At 48.5% G+C, this 20,975-nt stretch carries 15 protein-coding genes; 7 read left to right on the top strand and 8 right to left on the bottom strand.

The annotated features are described in order from the left end of the window. Positions 1 to 220 precede the first annotated feature (220 nt). The 7 genes from nifJ to ygeW all read right to left on the bottom strand — a co-directional run bounded on the left by nifJ (position 221) and on the right by ygeW (position 12,349). Positions 221 to 3,850 carry a pyruvate:ferredoxin (flavodoxin) oxidoreductase gene (nifJ, locus tag MD588_RS20440; RefSeq protein WP_265699537.1) on the bottom strand — a complete coding sequence of 1,210 codons (3,630 nt, stop codon included), beginning with the start codon at positions 3,848 to 3,850 and terminating at the stop codon, positions 221 to 223. Positions 3,851 to 3,859: 9 nt separating this feature from the next. Then, positions 3,860 to 5,491 carry an NAD(P)-binding protein gene (locus MD588_RS20435; protein WP_265699536.1) on the bottom strand — a complete coding sequence of 544 codons (1,632 nt, stop codon included), beginning with the start codon at positions 5,489 to 5,491 and terminating at the stop codon, positions 3,860 to 3,862. Positions 5,492 to 5,760: 269 nt separating this feature from the next. Beyond that, positions 5,761 to 6,663: a carbamate kinase gene (gene arcC / locus MD588_RS20430; RefSeq protein WP_265699534.1), complete on the bottom strand. Its 903-nt coding sequence runs from the start codon at positions 6,661 to 6,663 to the stop codon at positions 5,761 to 5,763. Between the two features lie 14 nt (positions 6,664 to 6,677). Further along, complete coding sequence (hydA, locus tag MD588_RS20425; protein ID WP_322784263.1) at positions 6,678 to 8,153, bottom strand: dihydropyrimidinase; 1,476 nt, start codon at positions 8,151 to 8,153, stop codon at positions 6,678 to 6,680. 212 nt (positions 8,154 to 8,365) lie between these two features. Further along, positions 8,366 to 9,583: a YgeY family selenium metabolism-linked hydrolase gene (locus MD588_RS20420; RefSeq protein WP_265699533.1), complete on the bottom strand. Its 1,218-nt coding sequence runs from the start codon at positions 9,581 to 9,583 to the stop codon at positions 8,366 to 8,368. Positions 9,584 to 9,843: 260 nt separating this feature from the next. Next, positions 9,844 to 11,046 (bottom strand): diaminopropionate ammonia-lyase, encoded by a 1,203-nt coding sequence (gene dpaL, locus MD588_RS20415; protein ID WP_265699532.1) that lies wholly within the window; start codon positions 11,044 to 11,046, stop codon positions 9,844 to 9,846. Between the two features lie 115 nt (positions 11,047 to 11,161). Further along, positions 11,162 to 12,349, bottom strand: coding sequence for a knotted carbamoyltransferase YgeW (gene ygeW / locus MD588_RS20410; protein WP_265699531.1), 1,188 nt, complete (start codon positions 12,347 to 12,349; stop codon positions 11,162 to 11,164). Between the two features lie 409 nt (positions 12,350 to 12,758). Between ygeW and MD588_RS20405 the strand changes: the two genes are divergently transcribed. Then, complete coding sequence (locus MD588_RS20405) at positions 12,759 to 14,513, top strand: sigma 54-interacting transcriptional regulator (protein ID WP_265699530.1); 1,755 nt, start codon at positions 12,759 to 12,761, stop codon at positions 14,511 to 14,513. Between the two features lie 93 nt (positions 14,514 to 14,606). On the opposite strand, the gene MD588_RS20400 is transcribed toward MD588_RS20405, so the two are convergent. Continuing rightward, positions 14,607 to 15,008: an RNA-binding S4 domain-containing protein gene (locus MD588_RS20400; RefSeq protein WP_265699528.1), complete on the bottom strand. Its 402-nt coding sequence runs from the start codon at positions 15,006 to 15,008 to the stop codon at positions 14,607 to 14,609. Between the two features lie 150 nt (positions 15,009 to 15,158). Between MD588_RS20400 and MD588_RS20395 the strand changes: the two genes are divergently transcribed. The 6 genes from MD588_RS20395 (at position 15,159) to MD588_RS20370 (ending at position 20,783) form a co-directional block, all read left to right on the top strand. After that, on the top strand, positions 15,159 to 15,650 hold the full coding sequence (locus MD588_RS20395) for an NUDIX hydrolase (protein WP_265699527.1): 492 nt from the start codon (positions 15,159 to 15,161) through the stop codon (positions 15,648 to 15,650). 151 nt (positions 15,651 to 15,801) lie between these two features. Beyond that, entirely contained in the window at positions 15,802 to 15,975 is a 174-nt protein-coding gene (locus MD588_RS20390; RefSeq protein ID WP_265699526.1) for a hypothetical protein, read from the top strand. A 184-nt stretch (positions 15,976 to 16,159) separates the two neighbouring features. Next, a complete protein-coding gene (locus tag MD588_RS20385) occupies positions 16,160 to 16,993 on the top strand; it encodes a tetratricopeptide repeat protein (RefSeq protein ID WP_407676601.1) in 834 nt (277 codons plus the stop codon). 235 nt (positions 16,994 to 17,228) lie between these two features. After that, positions 17,229 to 18,686 (top strand): DEAD/DEAH box helicase, encoded by a 1,458-nt coding sequence (locus tag MD588_RS20380; protein WP_265699524.1) that lies wholly within the window; start codon positions 17,229 to 17,231, stop codon positions 18,684 to 18,686. A gap of 75 nt (positions 18,687 to 18,761) precedes the next feature. Further along, positions 18,762 to 20,042 (top strand): rhodanese-like domain-containing protein, encoded by a 1,281-nt coding sequence (locus tag MD588_RS20375; protein ID WP_265699522.1) that lies wholly within the window; start codon positions 18,762 to 18,764, stop codon positions 20,040 to 20,042. Positions 20,043 to 20,396: 354 nt separating this feature from the next. Beyond that, positions 20,397 to 20,783, top strand: coding sequence for a hypothetical protein (locus tag MD588_RS20370; protein ID WP_265699520.1), 387 nt, complete (start codon positions 20,397 to 20,399; stop codon positions 20,781 to 20,783). The last annotated feature ends 192 nt before the right edge of the window (positions 20,784 to 20,975 follow it).

Below are 20,975 nucleotides of genomic sequence, written 5' to 3'. Positions count from 1 at the left end.
TTCACTGGCATATGCGCAACAAATATCATTAATGGACACAAATCATAAACATTCAAACAATTACCTGCTGATATACCTATGTCGGTTAATATTGATATCAATAATACTCCCGAGGAAACTATATCGCAATTGCACATTGTGCCCAGTCACTCACAAGTTAAAGAGCCTGATCTAAAAAAGGGCCTTTCGGCCCTTTGAGTTTTTCTCACTTGATATTCCACTATTCGTGAGTATCAAGCTCTACATGCGGTGCCACTGAGCCTTGCTTGCGGCTTGCCAACTCCTCATACAACTGCCATTTACGCTGGGCGACCTGCTGGGCATGAGCAGTAATTTCTGCCGCCGCCTCAGGGTCACTGCGACGCAATATCTGATAGCGCGCTTCGTTATAGCGATATTCCTCAAGCGGTATCGTTGGTCGCAAAGTATCAAGCGAGAACGGATTCTCACCAACATCACGCAACATCGGGTTGTAGCGGAACAGCGGCCAGTGACCGGATTTCACTGCCAATTGCTGCTGATGCAGGCCATCTTCCATATTAATGCCGTGAGCAATACAGTGGCTGTAGGCAATAATAATTGATGGCCCTTTATAAGCTTCCGCCTCTCGCATTGCCAACAATACCTGCTGGGGATCAGCCCCCAAGGCAACCCGGGCAACGTAAACATTGTTGTAAGAGATAGCCTGCATGGCGACGTCTTTCTTGGTAGCCTGTTTACCGGCAGCGGCAAACTTGGCAACCGCGCCCAGCGGAGTAGATTTCGACATCTGGCCGCCAGTGTTGGAGTACACCTCGGTATCCATCACCAGTACATTAACGTCGGCACCGCTTGCCAAAACATGGTCAAGACCGCTTGAACCAATATCATAAGCCCAGCCATCACCCCCGACGATCCAGATTGAACGGCGGATCAGCTGATCGGCTACCGACATCAGATTCAACGCCGACTCGGAACCAATCATTGCCAACTGTGCCTTTAGGGTATCTACGCGCTTAATCTGCGCCTGAATATCCGTTTCGGTTAGCTGTTCGGCATGAAGCAGCTGATCAACCAGCAATGGATCGAGCTGTTCACGGTTTTCCACCAGCAACTGCTCAGCCATCTCGTGTTGCTTCACAGCAGCCAGACGGAATCCAAAACCAAACTCGGCGTTATCTTCAAACAACGAGTTAGCCCATGCAGGACCACGACCTTCGGCATTTTTCGCCCAAGGCGTTGTCGGCAGGTTACCACCGTAAATAGAAGAACAACCTGTCGCGTTCGCGATCATCAGGCGATCACCAAACAACTGTGACATCAACTTGAGGTACGGGGTTTCACCACAGCCGGAACAGGCCCCGGAGAACTCAAACAATGGCTGTAGGAACTGGGCACCGCGTACGTTGGAGAAATCGACGCGAGCCCGCTCGTTGTATGGAATAGTTTCAAAGAAGTCTAGATTGCGCTTCTCTTGCTCCATATACGGCGCTTTCAGCTCCATATTAATCGCTTTGCGCTCTGGCTGATCATCACTAGCTTCTTGGGTTACCATCGGACAGGTATCAACACACAAGCCACATCCGGTGCAATCTTCGGCGTACACCTGCAAGGTATAGCGGGTATCAGGGAAACCACGGGCGGTAATTCCCGCTGACTTGAAGCCTTCCGGTGCCTCTTCCAGCTTCGATTTATCATAGAACTTGGCACGGATCGCTGCATGAGGGCACACAATGCTACAGTTACCACACTGAATACACTCTTCCTGCTCCCAGACCGGAATTTTCTGGGCGATATTTCGCTTCTCCCACTGGGTAGTTCCAGACGGATATGTACCATCGACCGGCAGCATCGAAACCGGAATCAAATCACCCTTGCCGGCCATCATCTGTGCCGTCACTTTCTGGACAAACTCAGGCGCTTTCTTCGACACAACAGGCTTAGTTTGCTCACTGGCCGTGACCGTATCTGGCACCGTAACTTCGTATAAGTGAGCCAGGGTGTGGTCAACCGCAGCGAAGTTTTTCGCCACAATTTCCGGCCCTTTTCGAGCGTAGGTCTTCTCGATCGCCTTTTTGATTTTGGCAATCGCAATATCTTTTTCCAATACCCCAGACAACGCGAAGAAACAGGTCTGCATTATGGTATTGATCCGATTACCCATGCCGGTATCACGCCCTACCTTATAGGCATCAATGACGTGAAGCCGCATGTTTCGGTCAATTAGCTGCTGCTGCATGCGGGCTGGCAAGCTATCCCACACAGTGTCTACCGTTTCCGTAGTATTGAGCAGGAAGGTCGCATTATCCGCCGCTTTCGCCAGCATATCGGTACTTTCGACAAACGTAGACTGGTGACAGGCTACAAAATTAGCCGACTGGATCAGATACGGGCTATTAATCGGATGATGACCAAAACGCAGGTGGGATTCGGTTTGCGAGCCGGACTTCTTCGAATCATAGACAAAGTAGCCCTGAGCAAAGTAATCCGGATCGTCACCAATGATCTTGATAGTGTTCTTATTCGCACCCACCGTACCATCGGCACCCAGGCCATAGAACATTGCCCGCACAACATCGTTGGACTCAATATCAAAACTGGTATCAACCTCAAGGTGCGAATGGCTGACATCATCGATGATCCCGACGGTGAAATGATGCTTCGGCTTGTCTTGATCGAGATTATCGAACACCGCCTTAACCATTGCCGGTGTAAACTCTTTGCTCGACAGACCATAGCGTCCGGCAATCAAGCGTGGCATCTGAGCGAAGTGTTCCTGCCCGCCATCACTATAGGAGTCCATCAGTGCAGTCATTACATCTTGATACAAAGGATCAGCATTGGCGCCCGGCTCTTTGGTTCGGTCGAGAATAGTGATTTTCTTGGTAGTACGTGGCAATGCCTCTAGCAAGTGCTTGGTAGACAGCGGACGATACAGACGAACTTGTAGTACACCGACTTTCTTGCCCTGGGCAACCAGATAATCAACCGTTTCTTTGACCGTCTCGACACCTGAGCCCATGGCGATCACTACATGCTCAGCATCCGGCGCCCCAAAGAACTCCATCAATTTATAATGGCGGCCTGTCAGTTCACCCAGCTTGTCCATACAGCCCTGAACAATCTCAGGCGTTTTGGCATAGTAAGGATTAACCGTTTCTCGCCCCTGGAAATATACATCAGGATTCTGTGCCGTACCGCGGATGAACGGCGAATCAGGGCTCAGGCCACGCTCGCGGTGGGCGCGTACCAGCTCATCAGAAATCATCGCCCGAATGTCAGCATCCGGGATCAAACTCACTTTGTTGACTTCGTGCGAGGTTCTGAAACCATCAAAAAAGTGAATAAACGGAATACGGGCATCCAATGTGGCAGCATGAGCCACCAGCGCCATATCATGGGCCTCCTGTACCGATGACGAAGCCAGCAAGGCAAAACCAGTACCGCGCGCTGCCATAATATCTTGATGATCGCCAAAGATAGACAGGCCCTGTGCAGCCAGTGAACGTGCGGCAACATGGAACACCGCCGAGGTCAGCTCGCCGGCAATTTTGTACATGTTCGGCAACATCAGCATCAGGCCCTGCGAGGCCGTAAAGGTAGTGGTCAGGGCGCCGCTTTGCAGTGAACCATGAACCGTACCGGCAGCCCCGCCCTCACTCTGCATTTCTGCTATAAGCGGGATGTTGCCCCAGATGTTACGCTTGTCTTCTGCAGCCCACTGATCAGCAAATTCCGCCATGGTCGAAGAAGGGGTTATTGGGTAAATCGCACATACTTCACTGACGCGATAGGCAATGTGTGCCGCGGCTTCGTTACCGTCACAAGTATGCATGACTTGCTCGGACGAAAGAATCGTTTTCTCAGTCATGATCAGCTCCTAATCCATTTCCGCCGCGACCATTTCGATCGCATGACAAGGACATTGCGAATAACAAGCTTCGCACCCGGTACACTTGTCGTAATCCACTTTATATCCCTTGCCTTTTCCAAGGCGAGTGATCGCTCCCTGAGGACAAGCACCGAAACAACCATTACATTCGAAACAGTTACCACAGGAGTAACAACGCTGGGCTTCGAACAAAGCCTCTTCTTCGGTGAGGCCACCGACCACTTCATCGAATGAAGTCGCACGCTTGATCACCGGGATCGCTGGCTGTTCACTCTGATCCGCATCAGTCTTATACCAAAGGTGCAGCTTATCGAATCGGATCAGCGGTTGTTTTGACACTTTGCTGAAAATACGCTGATTGAGGAAGGCATCGATATGGGCAGCCGCTTTCTTACCGTGGCCTACCGCAATGGTCACAGTACGATCACATGGCACCATGTCACCACCAGCAAATAAACCGCGATAACCGGTCATCATCTGCTCGTTGACCGTGACGGTACCATCCCACTTGTACTCGACGCCTGGAATGTCTTGAGTCAGCTTGGTATCGATGTTCTGGCCGAGAGCCAGGATAAGCGAATCCGCTTCAACCGTTTCAAACTCACCAGTCGGCTGCGGACGGCCGTCAGCATCAATGGCCATTTTCTCAAGAGTAAACGTTGAACCATCAATTTGATTAATCGTGCGCTGCCAGTGGAAAGTAACACCCTCTTCCATCGCTTCGACGCACTCAAAATCATGGGCGGGCATATGGGCTCGGTCACGACGGTAAATCACCATCACATCCGCCCCCATCCGGCGGGCAGTGCGCGCCGCATCCATCGCGGTATTACCACCACCGTAAACGGCAACTCGCTGTCCCAGCTTCGGCGCGGCGTTCATTTCGATGGCCCGCAAGTAGGAAACAGCATCAATGACTTTACCGGGATCATCATTAGGGATGTCGACACCACGGCCGACGTGGGCACCGATTGCAAGGAAGACCGCATCAAACTGGCCTTTCACTTTTTCAGCCAACAGATCTTCAACCTTATGGTTAAGGACAATCTTGATACCCATCGCTTCGATACGGGCGATTTCACTTTCCAAAATATCACGAGGTAAACGGTAAGCCGGAATGCCAAAGTGCATCATACCGCCAGCCATCGGAGCCGCATCACGAATTTCGACATCGTGGCCTTTGCGTTTTAGATGATACGCCGTCGCCAGGCCACTTGGACCCGCACCAACAATCAATACCCGCTTGCCCGTCGGTTCTGCCTCAAAACGAACCGGCCACTTTTTCTCTAGTGCCTGATCCCCAAGAAAGCGTTCTACGGCATGAATACTTACCGCCTGATCAACATTGGCACGGTTACATGCCGATTCGCAGGGGTGGTAACAGACTCGGCCATGAATGGCTGGCATCGGGTTATTTTTAATCAAGGCCTGGAAGGCTTGTTCGTATTGTTCTGATTGGGCGAGTGACAACCATTCCTGAATATTGCTGCCTGTCGGGCAGGCATGGTTGCATGGTGGTAGGGAGTTGGAATAAATAGGGAACTTAGTGCGTATAGCTCCTGAGCCTTTCTTCAATGTCAGATCAGGAGGCAGTGTCATATCCTTAGGACAATTGCTCATAATGTTCTACCTTTATCTCGGTAAAATGACGAAACATACCCTTATTGGTGTGAGGGCCTGTTCATCTTTCAACATAATTCCTGTTGGAAGATGAATAGGCCCTCTTTTTTGCGCGTATGTTTCACTGTTCGAGTCCAGTTATGGCTCGAAATACCAAAACGATTCAGCTTTACGCTGCTTAATCCAGTTACCAGCAGAAAGTACACAGTTGTAACTACAAACCGACACTTTCGATAAAGACTCTGGCTTAAACAGCACAAAGAGAGCCGTTAAGCTGAAACACAAGTACCGGCACGCTCTGCCAATACCTCAAGGCCTTCCTCCAGTGCACCGATGTAGGCACGACCACCAAACTCGGCAAAGTCTGCTGCGGCCTCGACCTTCGGTCCCATAGAACCAGCCGGGAATTGATATTCACTAAGCTGAAGTGGTGTCGCTGCACGCAGCGCCCGTTGCTGGTCTGTACCCCAATCTAAGTACACTGCATCAGCATCGGTCAGGATCAGCAGCTTGTCGGCCTTCAGCTGTTTTGCCAGCAAGGTGGCAGCGAGATCTTTATCAATGACCCCTTCAACGCCCTTATAGCCAAATTCACTGCGGCATACCGGAATACCACCACCGCCGCAACAAATCACAATCTGTCCGGCTTCAAGCAGGGTATCGATAGACTTTTTATCAATGATATTGACCGGCTTGGGAGACGGCACAACACGACGAACAAACTCACCATCACGCTTCATGATCCAGTTATTGGCTTCGGCCAAAATACCGGCTTCTTCTTCGTTATAAACCGGGCCGACGAACTTGGTTGGATCCAGCATGCTCGGGTCGTTGGCATCGACTTCTATACGGGTCAGCAAACTGGTGACTTCTGACTCAGGCATCAGATTCTGAAGTTCTTGCGCCAGCATATAACCAATCATGCCTTCGCTTTCTGCACCCAATACATCCAATGGGTAAGGTGAGACTTTGTCGTAAGCCAAGTTCTGCAAGGCCAGCAAGCCTACCTGCGGCCCATTTCCGTGCACAATGGCAACACGGTACTCTTTGGCTATCTCGGCAATAGCCTTGGCTGCAATCTTGATATTCGCAAGTTGATTCTCAAAACTTGGGGCGTCGCCTCGACGCAATAATGCATTGCCGCCAAGGGCAACCACAGCTGTGGGTTTCATGTTAACTCCTTGAATTATTCTTCTGTGTTGATGACCGTTTCACCGTTTTTAACGGCATGAAACGGTTTGCGGCGAACAAAGCGGCCATTCCCGGCTTTCCCCATAAATTCGCCATTACATGCGACAACGTGTCCACGGCTAATGGTCATTAGCGGCCAGCCATGACACTGCATTGCTTCATACGGGGTGTAATCGATGTTGTCGTGTAATAAATCGTGGGTGATGGTGACCTGCTGTTTGGGATCAAACAGCACCAAGTCAGCATCAGAACCTTTAGCCAGACTGCCTTTTTGTGGGTATAGCCCAAACAACCTGGCTGGCATATAACTGGTCAGTTCGACAAAACGGCTCGGGCTGATCCGCCCAGCCATCACGCCTTCTGAAAACAGCAGCGGCATCCGGTTTTCAACCCCTGGCATCCCGTTCGGGCAGGCGCTGAAATTATCCTTGCCCCGCTGTTTTTGATCATGGTAGGTAAACGAGCAGTGATCGGTAGCAACCGTGTCGATACTGCCATCCATCAGCCCCTGCCATAATTTCTCGCGCTCCTCGACGGGGCGCAGCGGCGGGCTGAGAATAAACTTCAACGCATCATCACGCTCATAGCAGCTTTCATCGAGCAATAGATACTGCGGGCAGGTTTCGGCCCATACCGGCTGCTTGTTCTGGCGCGCCAGGCGAACATAATCAAGCCCTAGCCCATTCGAAAGGTGGACGATATACAACGGGGCATTATTGGCGAGCTTAGCCAGGTTGATCATCCGGGCAATCGCTTCTGCCTCGCATTCCAGCGGCCGACTCTGGGCATGGTATTTAGGTGCGGTTTTTCCCTGCTCAAGCAACTGGCTACGGCGCAAGGCAATAGCGGCATCATTCTCAGGGTGAACGGTGGTGAGAGCATTTACCTTATTAAGCTCAATTAAAGCTCGCAGAACCGATTCGTCATCAAGCTTATAGCCATAAGTGAGGTAGAGCTTGAAGCTGGAAATCCCCTCATCGTCGACCATCGAGGCCATTTCCGACAGGATCTCATCGTTAATATGCTGGATCACACCATGGAAACTGTAATCGATAACGGCGGTATCTTGGGCATACTCCTTATAGACGGCCAGCTGGTGATGCAGGTTGCAGCCTTTAGGACCGAAGCCCATATGATCGACCACCATGGTCGTACCGCCGCAGGCCGCCGCCCTGGTACCGGTGAAAAAATCATCGCTGCTGCGAGCGATCCCAACATCGATATTGAAATGGGTATGGACATCGATTCCGCCTGGCATCACATACAGACCAGAGGCGTCTATGATTTGTGTATCGGCTGGATAATCGGAAATGTCGGGGGCAACATCGGCAATTTTGCCGTCAACAATCAAGATGTCGGCTTTTTTCTCGTCTTGATGGTCAACCACAACGCCTTGACGAATTAACATTGCTGACGGTATATCAGACGTACTCTTGTTCGGAGCCAAGGAGAAAGAACGGTGTGAAATCATAACGTTACCCTTAGTCTTTATCATTGCACGGAAGATGCCACTCAATTAACGAAAACCATCTCGAAGTATCAGTCAAACAACTGATACTTCGAGATGACAAACTCGTTATGAAAATCCATCCCGAGGGGGATATGAGGTCAGTATTAAGGCAGAGCGTACTGACACCCTCGGGACGGAAAATGGTATTAATATTGGCTAACCAACATTAACTCTTATTTATCAAGCTCTTTCAGGTACATCTGTGGGATGACCGCGTACATTGCTGCACAAGTTACTAGGTGATCTTTCCAAGTCTTCTCGTTTGGCGCGTGAGCTTCTGGCTCTTTACCTGGGCCGAAGCCGATAACAGGAATACCGTAGCGACCCATGATAGATACGCCGTTAGTTGAGAACGTCCACTTATCAACAGTTGGTTTCTTGTCGAACAATAGCTCGTAAGACGCTTCCAGTGTCTTAGTTGCTACATGCTCTTCATCAATCAACCATGTTGGGAAGTAGCACTCTGTTGGGTAAACCAGACCGGTGTAGGCAGGGCGGTTGTATTCGTACATTGAAACCACTGCGTTAGCTTCCTGTACTGCTGGTAGTGCACGAATTTCATCTAGTGCGCCTTCCCATGTTTCGCCCCAAGTCAGACGGCGGTCGATTGATACCGCACAGCTATCGGCAACCGCACAACGGCTTGGTGAAGTGAAGAAGATTTCAGAAACAGTCAGAGTTCCTTTGCCTAGGAAAGGATCATCTTTCAGGTTATGAGACAGATCTTCTAGTTGGTTTAGGATTGGACCCATTTTGAAGATGGCGTTATCACCACGCTCAGGTGCTGAGCCATGGCAGCTTACACCAGCAACATCGATACGGATTTCCATACGGCCACGCTGGCCACGGTAGATCTGGCAATCTGTTGGCTCAGTAGAAACCACGAACTCAGGGCGGATCTTGCTTTCTTCGATGATGTACTGCCAGCAAAGACCGTCACAGTCTTCTTCCTGGACCGTACCTGTCACCAATAGCGTGTACTCATCTTCAAGGCCTAGATCTTTAATGATCTTACCGGCATATACCATTGATGCCATGCCGCCTTCCTGATCAGAAGCACCACGGCCACCGATCACTTCATCGTCTTCCATACCCTGGTACGGGTCGAATTCCCAGTTGTCCATGTTACCGACACCTACGGTATCGATATGAGCATCCATTGCGATTAGGTGCGGACCATGACCAATCCAGCCCAGAACGTTACCCATTGGGTCGATTTCAACTTTGTCAAAGCCAACCTTTTCCATTTCTTCCTTGATACGCAATACCACTTTTTCTTCGTCGCAGCTTTCACTTGGAATTGCAATCATGTCACGAAGGAATTGGCTCATGTCGGCTTTGTATTCTTGGGCTTTTTCCAACACTTTGTTGAATGGGATGTTCATTGTCATTGTAATTCTCCTTGGGCCGGATGGCGGTCATCACACCGGCATGATGTTTTTAATTTGAAGTTGAGGCGCCCTGCTCTTCGATGACATCAACAGCGCGCTAAATAATTCTTTTTATCTACTTTGATTTAAGTAAAACCATCGAAGCATTTTGGGGGTTTAGTGCAGCTCGTTAGCGCAAGGGCAAAGAGAAAGCGCGGAGTTGATACCTATCAATGAGCACTTTCGATGCCGACATTGTGCTAACGAGCAAAAATAAATCCTCAAAGCGTTGGGTGTTTGCCTTGCCACACCACTTCACGGTAATGGACCGGATCGGTATCACCCTCGGTATTGATCAACAGCACAACCGAGTCTTTGTTCAGCCCCAGTTTTTCCATGAGCTGTTCGCGCTCTGGATGGTAGTAGACTGCTGCCAGCAGGCCTGCACCTACTGCACCTGACTCACCAGACACGACGCGGGGGTCATTGCCCAGCGGGTTACCGAGAACACGCATACCCAGTGCAGCAACGCTGTCTTGGCAGGAAACAAACTGAGTTGAACAATCACGCAGTACCGGCCAGCCAATTGGATTCGGCTCACCGCAGGCAAGGCCAACCATGATGGTCGCCAAATCGCCGTCTACGTTAATCATCTCGCCCTGCTCGCTGATACCTGAGCGGTAGATACAGTCTGCCTGATCAGGTTCGACAACAACCGAATGTAGTTTGTCGGCACCGAACTGGTCACATAGGTAACCCAATACGCCACCAGCCATCGCACCAACACCTGCCTGTAGGAATACATGTGTCGGACGCTCAATCTGCTGATCTTTCATTTGATCAACAGCTTCGGCTGCCATGGTGGTATAACCCTGCATGATCCAGGTCGGGATTTCGGTGTAACCTTCCCAAGCGGTATCCTGCACCACTTTCCAATTGTTTTCTTCGGCCGTTTTGATTGCCAGACGCACAGTATCGTCATAGTTCATGTCGGTAACGATGCACTCAGCACCCAAGGCGCGGATGTTGTTAACGCGCTCGTCTGCCGCGCCTTTTGGCATATAAACTACGGCGTTTTGCCCCAGCTTATTGGCAGCCCATGCCACACCACGTCCGTGGTTGCCATCGGTAGCCGTCGCAAAGGTCATTTTTTCCGGGATATCATTTTTCAGCTTGTCGAAATCAAACGCGTTGATATCGAGCTTAAATTCGTCGCATAGCAGGCGGGCGATAGCATAGGCGCCACCCAGCATTTTGAATGCACATAGATCGAAACGATGTGCTTCGTCTTTAACCAGAATTTTGCCAACGCCGATTTCTTTGGCTAAGCAGTCGAGAGAGTGCAAAGGCGTTGGTTGGTAGCCTTCAACTTTCTGATGGAAGGCGCGGGCTTTTTCCGCTTCATCAATGGTGAATAGAGGAGATTGCTGACCGTTATAATGGCGGTTATCGGCTATCTCCATTTTTAGAGAGAATGTAGACACGACCAGACCTCATTGAATGAATTGAGAGAAAATGCGGGGGTTACCGGAGTCGGCGCCCCCGCGAAAGGGCTAGCATTTACCCAAGTTAGTAGCTGTTTTGCGTAAAACCAGTACGTTACTTAACGCGCTTCTCAGCAGCATCAAGCAGTTCCTGAAGCACCAGACCAGGTTCTTGGTACTTACGGTTCATGATCATTGCAGCAATGATGTATGGCTTCCAGCTGGCTTCTTTGTAAGTGGCAATGCGGTATTTCTCGAATACTGACTCTTCCACTTCACCTTCTTCACAAGACACGCCTGTAATATCCGCTGGTAGGCAGTGCATGTATAGCGCCTCGCCTTCTTTGGTCAGCTTCATCATTTCTTCGGTGCAGTGCCAGTCTTTGTGGTTGGCATTCTGCGCTAAACATTCCTGCTCAAGCGCTTTCAAGCCATCATGGTCGTTGGCGCGAAGCAGCTCGGTACGGCGACCCATAACCTGGTAAGGAGCCCATGATTTTGGATAAACGATATCGGCATCTTTAAATGCTTCTTCCATTGAGGCGACCTGAGTAAAGCTACCGCCTGATGCTTCTGCGTTCTTGCGTGCTTCTTCTACCACTTCAGGAATTAGGTCGTAGCCTTCAGGGTGAGCCAGAGTGACATCCATACCGAAACGAGTCATCAGGCCAATGATGCCCTGAGGCACAGAAAGCGGCTTGCCGTAACTTGGCGAGTAAGCCCAGGTCATTGCAATCTTCTTGCCTTTTAGCTGGTCAAGGCTACCGAAATGCTCTTCTAGCCAAGCCAAGTCAGCCATCGACTGAGTTGGGTGGTCGACGTCACACTGTAGGTTGACCAACGCAGGACGGTGTGGCAATACGCCTTCTTTCACGCCATCATCCAATGCTTCACCTACTTCACGCATGTAAGCATTACCGGCACCTAGGTACATATCATCACGGATACCGATGGCATCGGCACAGAAGGAGATCATATTGGCAGTTTCACGAACAGTCTCACCGTGGGCAATTTGTGATTTGCCTTCATCTAGATCCTGCTGCGCAAGGCCCAGCATGTTGATAGCTGACGCGTAAGAGAAACGGGTACGAGTAGAGTTGTCACGGAACAGTGAGATACCAAGACCATTTTTAAATACGTTTGTCGCTATATTTTCCTGACGCATCGCTTTTAGGGCTTGTGCGGTTTTTAGAACACGCTCTAGTTCTTCTGGACTCTGTTCCCAAGTTAAAAGGAAATCTTTATTATGAAGTTCAGATTTTAGTTCATTGATTTCCTTGATCAGTTCATTAATGCTTTTCATTTTATTCTTCCCAGTAAATTAAATTGTTATATCGTGTGCGGCTGGAAAAAGTCTGTAGGGTCATAACAGACAACTGGTTTTACTTATTCCAATATCTATGCCAACAACAATAAAAACTCGAAAAAATAATCAAAATAAAGCGTCAGGCCTTGATATATAAGGGAAGGCGAAATTATACGCACAATACTGCTTTACCTATCATCAATGGCGGGCTATCAATAACTATCAGTGATAGCGACCAAAATGATAGTAAGTAAAAAGAGCTTTATCATATTGATATACAGATGTGACCTCGCTAGCAATTCCTATTTCGCAGCGCGAATCCACTATAAAACACTGATGTATATCAAGCTGATTGCTCATAACATTGATTAAGTTTGTTAAGTCTTTCCCAAAATAGACCTGAATTATGTTGAAAAACCCCCAGCAATCCGAACTCATGCAGCTGCAGCCAACCATACTGCGCTTTACACAAATGCTATCTGCCGTACTTCAGCTAGATGCCGAAGTCGTCGATGCAGATCTCGTCCGTATCGCTGGCACAGGGCCCTATAGCAAATTCTTTGGAAAAAAACTCAACACCAGCTCAAGAATTTTTCGCTACATCCTTGAAACACATCAGGAAAAGGTTGTCGTCAAGTCACGTACCGATCCATTATGCGATGGCTGTACCAATAAAGGAACCTGTCGTGAAACCGCCTTCCTCGGCGTACCGATAATGATCGATGACCGCTGTATCGGGGTGATCAGCCTGGTGGCATTTACCCCCGAGTCTCGAGAAAGAATTAAAGAAAATGTTCAGCTATTTTCTGACTATATACAGCACATTTCTCAGATTGTTGTTTCCAAGGTACAGTCAAGCTCTGAGCAAGGTGACGGGCTTGACGAGGTATTCACAAGCCTCATCGAAAATATGGATCAGGGCGTATTAGTGCTCGACGGAAATAGTCGAGTAAAATATGGTAACCAGCCAGCTCTGAACAACCTCAATATAAATCATGATGAGCTGTCCCGTGTTGAAGTAAATATTCAGCCACTATCACTGCATAACAACGAATTAAAAGGTCACCAGCAGCACATTATTTCACTCGGAGAAAGACAAGAACTCGTTGTCGGCCAATTTCATGACGCACGAGGCCACCAGCTCTTTTTAATGGCTTTCCATCAGCCTAATAAGTCATTTGCTATTAATGAACCGCAGCCGCAATTTACCAGCGTAATTGGCGAATGCAAAAAAATGCTACAGCTAAAAACATTAATATCTCGAATTGCCAGCAGTCCATCCAGCGTATTAATTAATGGAGAGAGCGGAACAGGTAAAGAAGTCATTGCCCATGCAGTCCACAATTTAAGTACCCGCAGTGACCAGCCCTTTATTGCAATTAACTGTGCCGCTATTCCCGACCAACTGCTGGAAAGTGAACTGTTTGGTTATGTTAAAGGAGCATTTACCGGCGCTTCGAACAAAGGGAAAACAGGCCTGATCCAAGCGGCCAACAAAGGTACCCTGTTCCTTGATGAAATTGGCGATATGTCGATGACCCTGCAAGCCAAGCTATTGCGGGTATTGGAAGAACGCGAAGTCATGCCAATTGGCTCGAGTACGGCAATCCCGGTTGATATCCGTATTGTCTCTGCGACCAACCGCAACTTTGCCGAAATGATTGCCACCAACAAATTCCGCGAAGATTTATATTATCGCTTGAATGTGATCCCGATAAACCTACCACCGCTTAAAGAGCGAGAAGGAGACGTAGAATTACTGGTGCAATTCTTCCTCGAAATGCATACCCGTAAAATCGGTGTCTGCTATCCCGGCATTACGACAGAAGCCATGGCACGGCTCAATGCCTACCATTGGCCGGGGAATGTACGGGAGCTGAGTAACCTGATTGAGTATTTGGTCAACGTCGTGCCGGAAGGTGATTTGATCGATGTCGACTTACTCCCTCCTTATTTCGAGCAGGCTAAATCGGAGCACAGCCCCGAAACCATCCATAGCGATGATTGCTCGATGAGTCTGGAGGAAATGGAAAAGATACGGATCGAGGAGGCGATTAATCGCCTGAGTAACCGCAAACTGGTGGCGGAAGAGCTCGGTATCGGGATTGCCACTTTATACCGCAAGATCAAAAAATACGGTTTGAGTGTTCACAATCACTAACACCCATCACCGCAACTAACGAAATACAAAACGGCCAAGGATAATCATCCTTGGCCGTTCTGACATAAGTAGCAGCCTAAATAGCTCGTCGACTTAAAAGCTAATTGGCTTACGGCCAGTTGCCTGGTCGGCAGGGCCGGAATTTTGATCTTTTTTCTTCGCTTTGCCTGCAGACTTCTTGTTCGCCGGTTTTGACTTTTTCTCAGTTTTCTTTGCAGGCTTAGGTTCAATGACCTCTGGGGTTTCATCAACAGGCTTATCGCAAAGAACGACATAATACTCGCTATTGAATTCAATCACATCGCCATCGTACATCTTGCGGCGCTTACGCTGTTCCAGTTCACCGTTGACGGCAACGTAACCTTCCGAAATAACAAATTTAGCTTCGCCACCACCACCGACTGCGTTGGCAATTTTCAACACCTTATAGAGCTCAATCGGTTGACTTGATACCTCAACGCCAATCGCTTCTACTTCATATTCTTCTTCAGACATGTTCTTAACCAGATACAGACAATTTCTCGTATCTTACCCTATTCTACAACTTGGTATAACTGGCAATCCCAAACGGGCTAGGATATCCTCGTTGCCGAGATCCCTCGTGACAGAAAACCCGTTAATCCATCGCCGAGTAAACCAACCATCATGTATTGTCCGTCTTGTGGCCAGCAAACCTTCAGCGCCTCAACAGAAAAATCGTTCCAATGCCGCCAGTGCGATTTTACCTATTTTCACAATAGTGCCTCAGCCGTCCTAGCCATCATAAAATACCAGGACGACATACTGGTTGCGATCCGGGGCCGCGAGCCCGGCAAAGGTATGTGGGACTTTCCCGGCGGTTTTGTTGACCACGATGAATCACTCGAGCAAGCGCTCTTTCGTGAATTAGAAGAAGAATTGAAGTTTCAGACAAATAAGGCTCTGTATTTCGGCTCTTACCCAAATACCTATCAATATAAAAATATAACCTATAAAACCTGTGATGCCTTTTTTGTTATCGAACTGGAACAAAAACCGGTTTTCAGCGCAGGTGACGATGTTGAAGCCGTGCAATGGGTTAACATTGCTGAGCTAGAGCCAGAAAAACTTGCCTTCACTTCCGCCAGGCAAGCACTCGCACTTTATCTTGCAAAGTAATACCATCTACGCCTACTTTGCCGGTACTTATGTGATCTACGCCTTTTTTACTCATCCCTAACAAATAAAAACAAGGATGATGCTTTTTTAAGCAGCAAACGACAGGATGTTGTTATTCAATCAATTGTATTTAGATCGAGGGTATAACTTCATGCTTACATTCAATAAGGTCCATGCATATTCAAACCTACCTGAAAGCGAAACCGCCTACGAGGTACCAGCGCCTTCAGAGGAAGCATTAGCACAAGAAGCAAAACGACAGGCTATGCTAGCTGCAATCCAGCAGTCAGGCGGTTTGGATATCGTGGGATGTTGCCAGCATTAGCTCTCCTTTCCCTCACTCTTGCCAAATTGCCACCGGTTGTACCATCCAACGGTGGCAATTCTTAGCTAATATTCAAACAACTATCGTCAAATCACTCTACCACACCACTTTATCTGCTGAGCTTATTAGGTATAGTTAACTATTGCTCTACTCAATATTGAAAGGCTTAGATATGTACCAATGGCTGTTATCTGTTCTCGTCGTGGCTTCACTATCGCTCCCTGCATGGGGGCAGGAAAAGTACTCTGAAGAAAGTATTTACGACAAGCCACTGATGGAGCGCTATGTCCTTGATGAACTCAAATCGATACGTAAAGACCAACAAGATCTTGAGCGTAAACTCACTATCGAGATCACCGACCGTGAACTAAGCGTCGCTGATAAGTCGATGAACTATGCCAATGTCACCGTGACCTACTTTTTCTACCTCATTGCCGGTGCTGCCTCCCTTTTCGCTTTGGTTGGCTGGCAGTCATTAAAAGAGATCAAAGAAAATACCAAGAAAATGGCAGACCAGCAGCTACGGGATATCGCCCAGCAATATGAAAAGAAGTTCCAGCTGCTTGAGCGTGACCTAAAGCGTAAGACGCGGATCATTGCCCAAAACAACAAAGAGATTGAGATCATCAATGAGGTCCACAACCTCTGGTTAAGATCGCAAAGCTCGCAAACACCTGAACAAAAAATTGAAGTCTATGACGAGATTTTGAAAATTCGTCCCGGTGATCTTGAGGCGCTAACCCATAAAGCCGATGCCGCGATGGAAATCCGTGAGTTCCACTGGGCACTGAGTATCTGTAACCGAGTACTGGAAGTTGATAACACCAATGCCCATGCGCTTTATCAACGTGCCTGTGCCTACGCCTGCCTTGGCGCCGAAGAGCAGGCAATTTCAGATTTGGAGCAAGCGATTCTCGGTAGTGCCTCTTTACGTGAGCTGGCCAGCGAGGAACAAGACTTCGAGTCACTACAAGGCAATGAGCGTTTTGAAAACCTGATTACGATAACTGATTCATAAAATTGCCCTAGAATATGCCCCTAGGCAAGATGATTTATCACTTTCTCAGGGGCTCAACAGTCCAAATTATTAGCACTTTACCCTAAGCTGCTGTAAGCTAGCCGGCTTCCTGCCTCTGTGAGGCAGCTCACGTTATACCAATTGCGATGAGTCTCCGAGTCCCCCCGGTTACATTTGGGGTTAACAAAATTCGGCTCCCTATTGGTACTTATATAATTTTGACTGAGACTATCATATGAGTTTTGCCTCTCTGGGCTTATGTACCCCAATCCTTGAAGCTGTCGCTAATCAAGGCTATGAAACACCTTCGCCAATTCAAGCCCAAGCAATTCCTGCTGTGCTAGAAGGCAAGGATGTAATGGCTGCAGCACAAACAGGTACAGGCAAAACCGCAGGTTTCACTCTGCCAATCCTAGAGCGTTTGTCTAAAGGGTCAAAAGTACGCTCCAATCAGGTTCGTGCGCTGGTCCTTACCCCAACCCGTGAATTGGCGGCTCAAGTTGGCGAAAATGTCGCTACCTACTCCAAAAAATTACCGCTGAGCTCAGCAGTCGTATTTGGCGGTGTAAAAATTAACCCTCAGATGATGCGCATGCGTCAGGGCGCCGATGTACTGGTTGCAACCCCGGGTCGTCTGTTAGACCTATACAACCAGAAGGCGATTCGCTTTAACCAGCTTGAAGTGCTGGTGCTTGATGAAGCCGACCGCATGCTGGATATGGGCTTTATCCGCGATATTCGTAAGATTTTGGCAGTATTACCGAAAAACCGCCAAAACCTGTTATTCTCAGCGACCTTCTCTGATGAAATTCGCGAGCTGGCAAAAGGTCTGGTGAATGACCCGGTTGAAATTTCTGTAAGCCCGCGTAATACCACGGCAAAAACAGTCAAGCAGTGGGTCCACCCGGTTGATAAGAAGAAAAAACCGGCTGTGCTGACCAAGCTAATCCAGGACAATAAATGGAAGCAGGCATTGGTCTTCACCAAAACTAAGCATGGCGCGAATAAGCTGACGGCTTATCTTGAAGATCGCAACATTAAAGCCGCAGCCATTCACGGTAACAAGAGCCAAGGTGCGCGAACCAAAGCACTGGCTAACTTCAAGAGCGGCGAAGTGCGTATTCTGGTTGCAACCGACATCGCTGCCCGCGGTATCGATATCGACCAGTTACCGCAGGTGGTCAACTTCGACCTACCCAATGTTGCTGAAGATTATGTTCACCGTATTGGCCGTACCGGCCGTGCAGGTGCAGAAGGCCAGGCTATTTCACTGGTCAGCGGCGATGAATTCAAAGAGTTGACTGCGATTGAACGCTTAACACAGCAAATCTTGCCTCGTGAAGACGTATTTGGCTTCGTGCCGGTAAACAAGCTACCGGAATCACTACCACTGAAACCGCTAAAGGCCAAAAAACCTAAGAAGCCGAAGAAGCCAAAGGTTGAGCACAAAGACGGGCAGCGTTCGGGCGACAGTGCCAGCGGCCACCGCACAACGGCGAAAAAGCCAAGCGGTAATAAATCAGGCGCCAACAAGTCTGGTTCCAATAAGAGCTCTGATAACAAGAAACCTCAGTCTCGCCGAGCGAATAGCGACGCCAAGCCACAAGGCAGAAAACCACAAGCTAAGAAGCCGCAAAATGCCAAACCATCTGGCTCTGCAAGCAGGAACAGAAAACCGCGAACAACCGCCTAAGTTGTGATCGTATATCAATAACTTAGCAGGCTGACATTATATAATGTCAGCCTCTTTTTTTATCGGGTTACTAATATGTTCACTGCCAGACAGCTACTGTTCCCTTGCATTACCCTTTTCAGCTCTCAGCTTATGGCAACCACTTTTGATGACCTCGCCAAACTCCCCGATTCGGATATTCAGGTTATCGATTGTCGTTCCAGCAACTACTACAACGGTTGGCCAGAAGCTTCGCAAGCCCGAGGCGGCCACTTCCCTGATGCAATCAATTTTGATTCTGATTGGCTCAGCACCCTGCGCCCACCGCACCTAGAACAACTGTTGCAACAAAGTGGCGTCGAGTTCACCAAGCCGACTTATCTCTATTGCGACTCAGACAAAGCCACAGCCCTGAGTGAGCAGCTCAATAAGCTGGGCGTAGCTAACCTCTCAATTATAACCCAGCCTATCAGCGAATATTCTGGCCAGCTTGAGCGGTTAGAAAACTTTCAGCATTTGGTTTCACCACAATGGCTAAAACAAGCCATCTCCGGCGAACAGGCGCTCTATGCGCCAGAGAAAGGATTTAAAATCGTCGAAGTTGCATGGGGGCCACCAACCAAATACCTGGCTTCACATATTCCGACGGCCCTTTACCTCAACACCAACAATATCGAGTCGGAGCCTTGGTGGAACCGAGTCGATGACAAGAAGCTAGCCGAAACCATCAAAGATTTAGGGATCCGCTTCGATACCACGGTCGTTCTCTATGGCCGTGACAACACTGCCGCCGCTCGTGCCGCCAGTATCTTGATGTACGCCGGCGTCGATGATGTTCGCCTGCTAAACGGCGGCTGGAAGTCTTGGGTTAATGCCGGCTATGCCTCCGAACCCATGCTGAACAAAGCCAACAGTGTCGATTTCGGCCGCCCTATCCCATCACGGCCTGAACTGATCATTGATGTACCGGAAGCCAGGGAAATACTCGACGATCCCGAGCACCAGTCACTGGTCAGTATCCGCAGCTGGGAAGAATATATCGGTAACACCAGCGGCTATAAATACATCAAGCCCAAAGGGCGTATTACCGGCTCCAAGTGGGGACATGCCGGTTCTGATGCCTATCATCTTGAGGACTTCCGTAACCCGGATGACACCATGATCAGCGCCGATATTATCGAATCCTTCTGGCAAGACTGGGGGATCAACCAAACCCAGAATGTTTCGTTCTACTGCGGAACAGGCTGGCGTGCTTCAGAGACCTTTTTCTATGCCTATGTGATGGGCTGGAAGAATATCAGCGTCTTTGACGGCGGCTGGTTTGAATGGAGCGGCGATCCCGCTAACCCGAGTTCGACTGGTGAACCTACACAGTAATAACCCTTTCTATGAAAAAGAGCCTCCTTGAACAGGAGGCTCTTTTTTTGCTTTCCGATGCATACAAACGGCGAATGACTATTAGGCTAAAGCTATTTGGGACATAAACGAGTCAGGTTTTTTGCTAATTTAGCAAAACATGAATTAATCGAAGTATGGCAAACTCGCTTAGATGAGTGTCTAGTATTGCACGAGCCGATCACATTGGCTAAGTCACTTAACCTGTGCAATGAGTACCGTGGTAATTTGACTAATTGAATGCACAAGAAATAGGATACAAAGGCACGTAACAATAATGTTCAGTTATACGCTGTCAACTAAACGAATACACCTTGATTAGTAAGAGTTATCCAAATGTCTAATGTAGTTCAGTTCTCTATGTTCAGTGGTAGTAAGAAGACCAACACTGCCCCACCTAACAAATCACTTAGCCCTAAAGCTTCAAGGGAACAGGCAGCATTGAAACAAGACAACCGCTGTTACTTCTGTGGTAAGCGTAAAGAACCGAAAGAACTTAACTGGCTTAATAAGACTGGTTTTAAGGCAAAGGCTCATGTTGTCTGCGGTACTTGCAGTTCTGCTGCTAAGTCACGTTCAATGGATGAACTACGGATAATCCTTGCGCTGAAAGCTATGGATTTCAGAACGGTTAAGATTCAGCAGTACCTGGAGTTGAGAGAAAAAGGTGTCCAGATAGATGGTGTACGTGAATACAGGTTCTACTTTGAAACTGTTGAGTGATTAAGGCTGTGAGTTAAAGGTAAGCCGAGAAGTAAAACTGAATAGTTATCGAGTTCATAGACACTAAATAGGTATTAGAAAAAATAGCCCAAATGACGCTTAGTTCAGCTAATACTTTAATAATTCGTAAAAAACTTTGAGGCAGATTCGTGTCAGCCGATACAGAGCTGACACGTCATTGGACAGAAGTTT

This window comes from Photobacterium obscurum, from assembly GCF_026191635.1.
Taxonomy (GTDB): Bacteria; Pseudomonadota; Gammaproteobacteria; order Enterobacterales; family Vibrionaceae; genus Photobacterium; species Photobacterium obscurum.
Note: the sequence above shows the minus strand (reverse complement) of the source record. Positions and strands in the feature narration are given on the sequence as shown.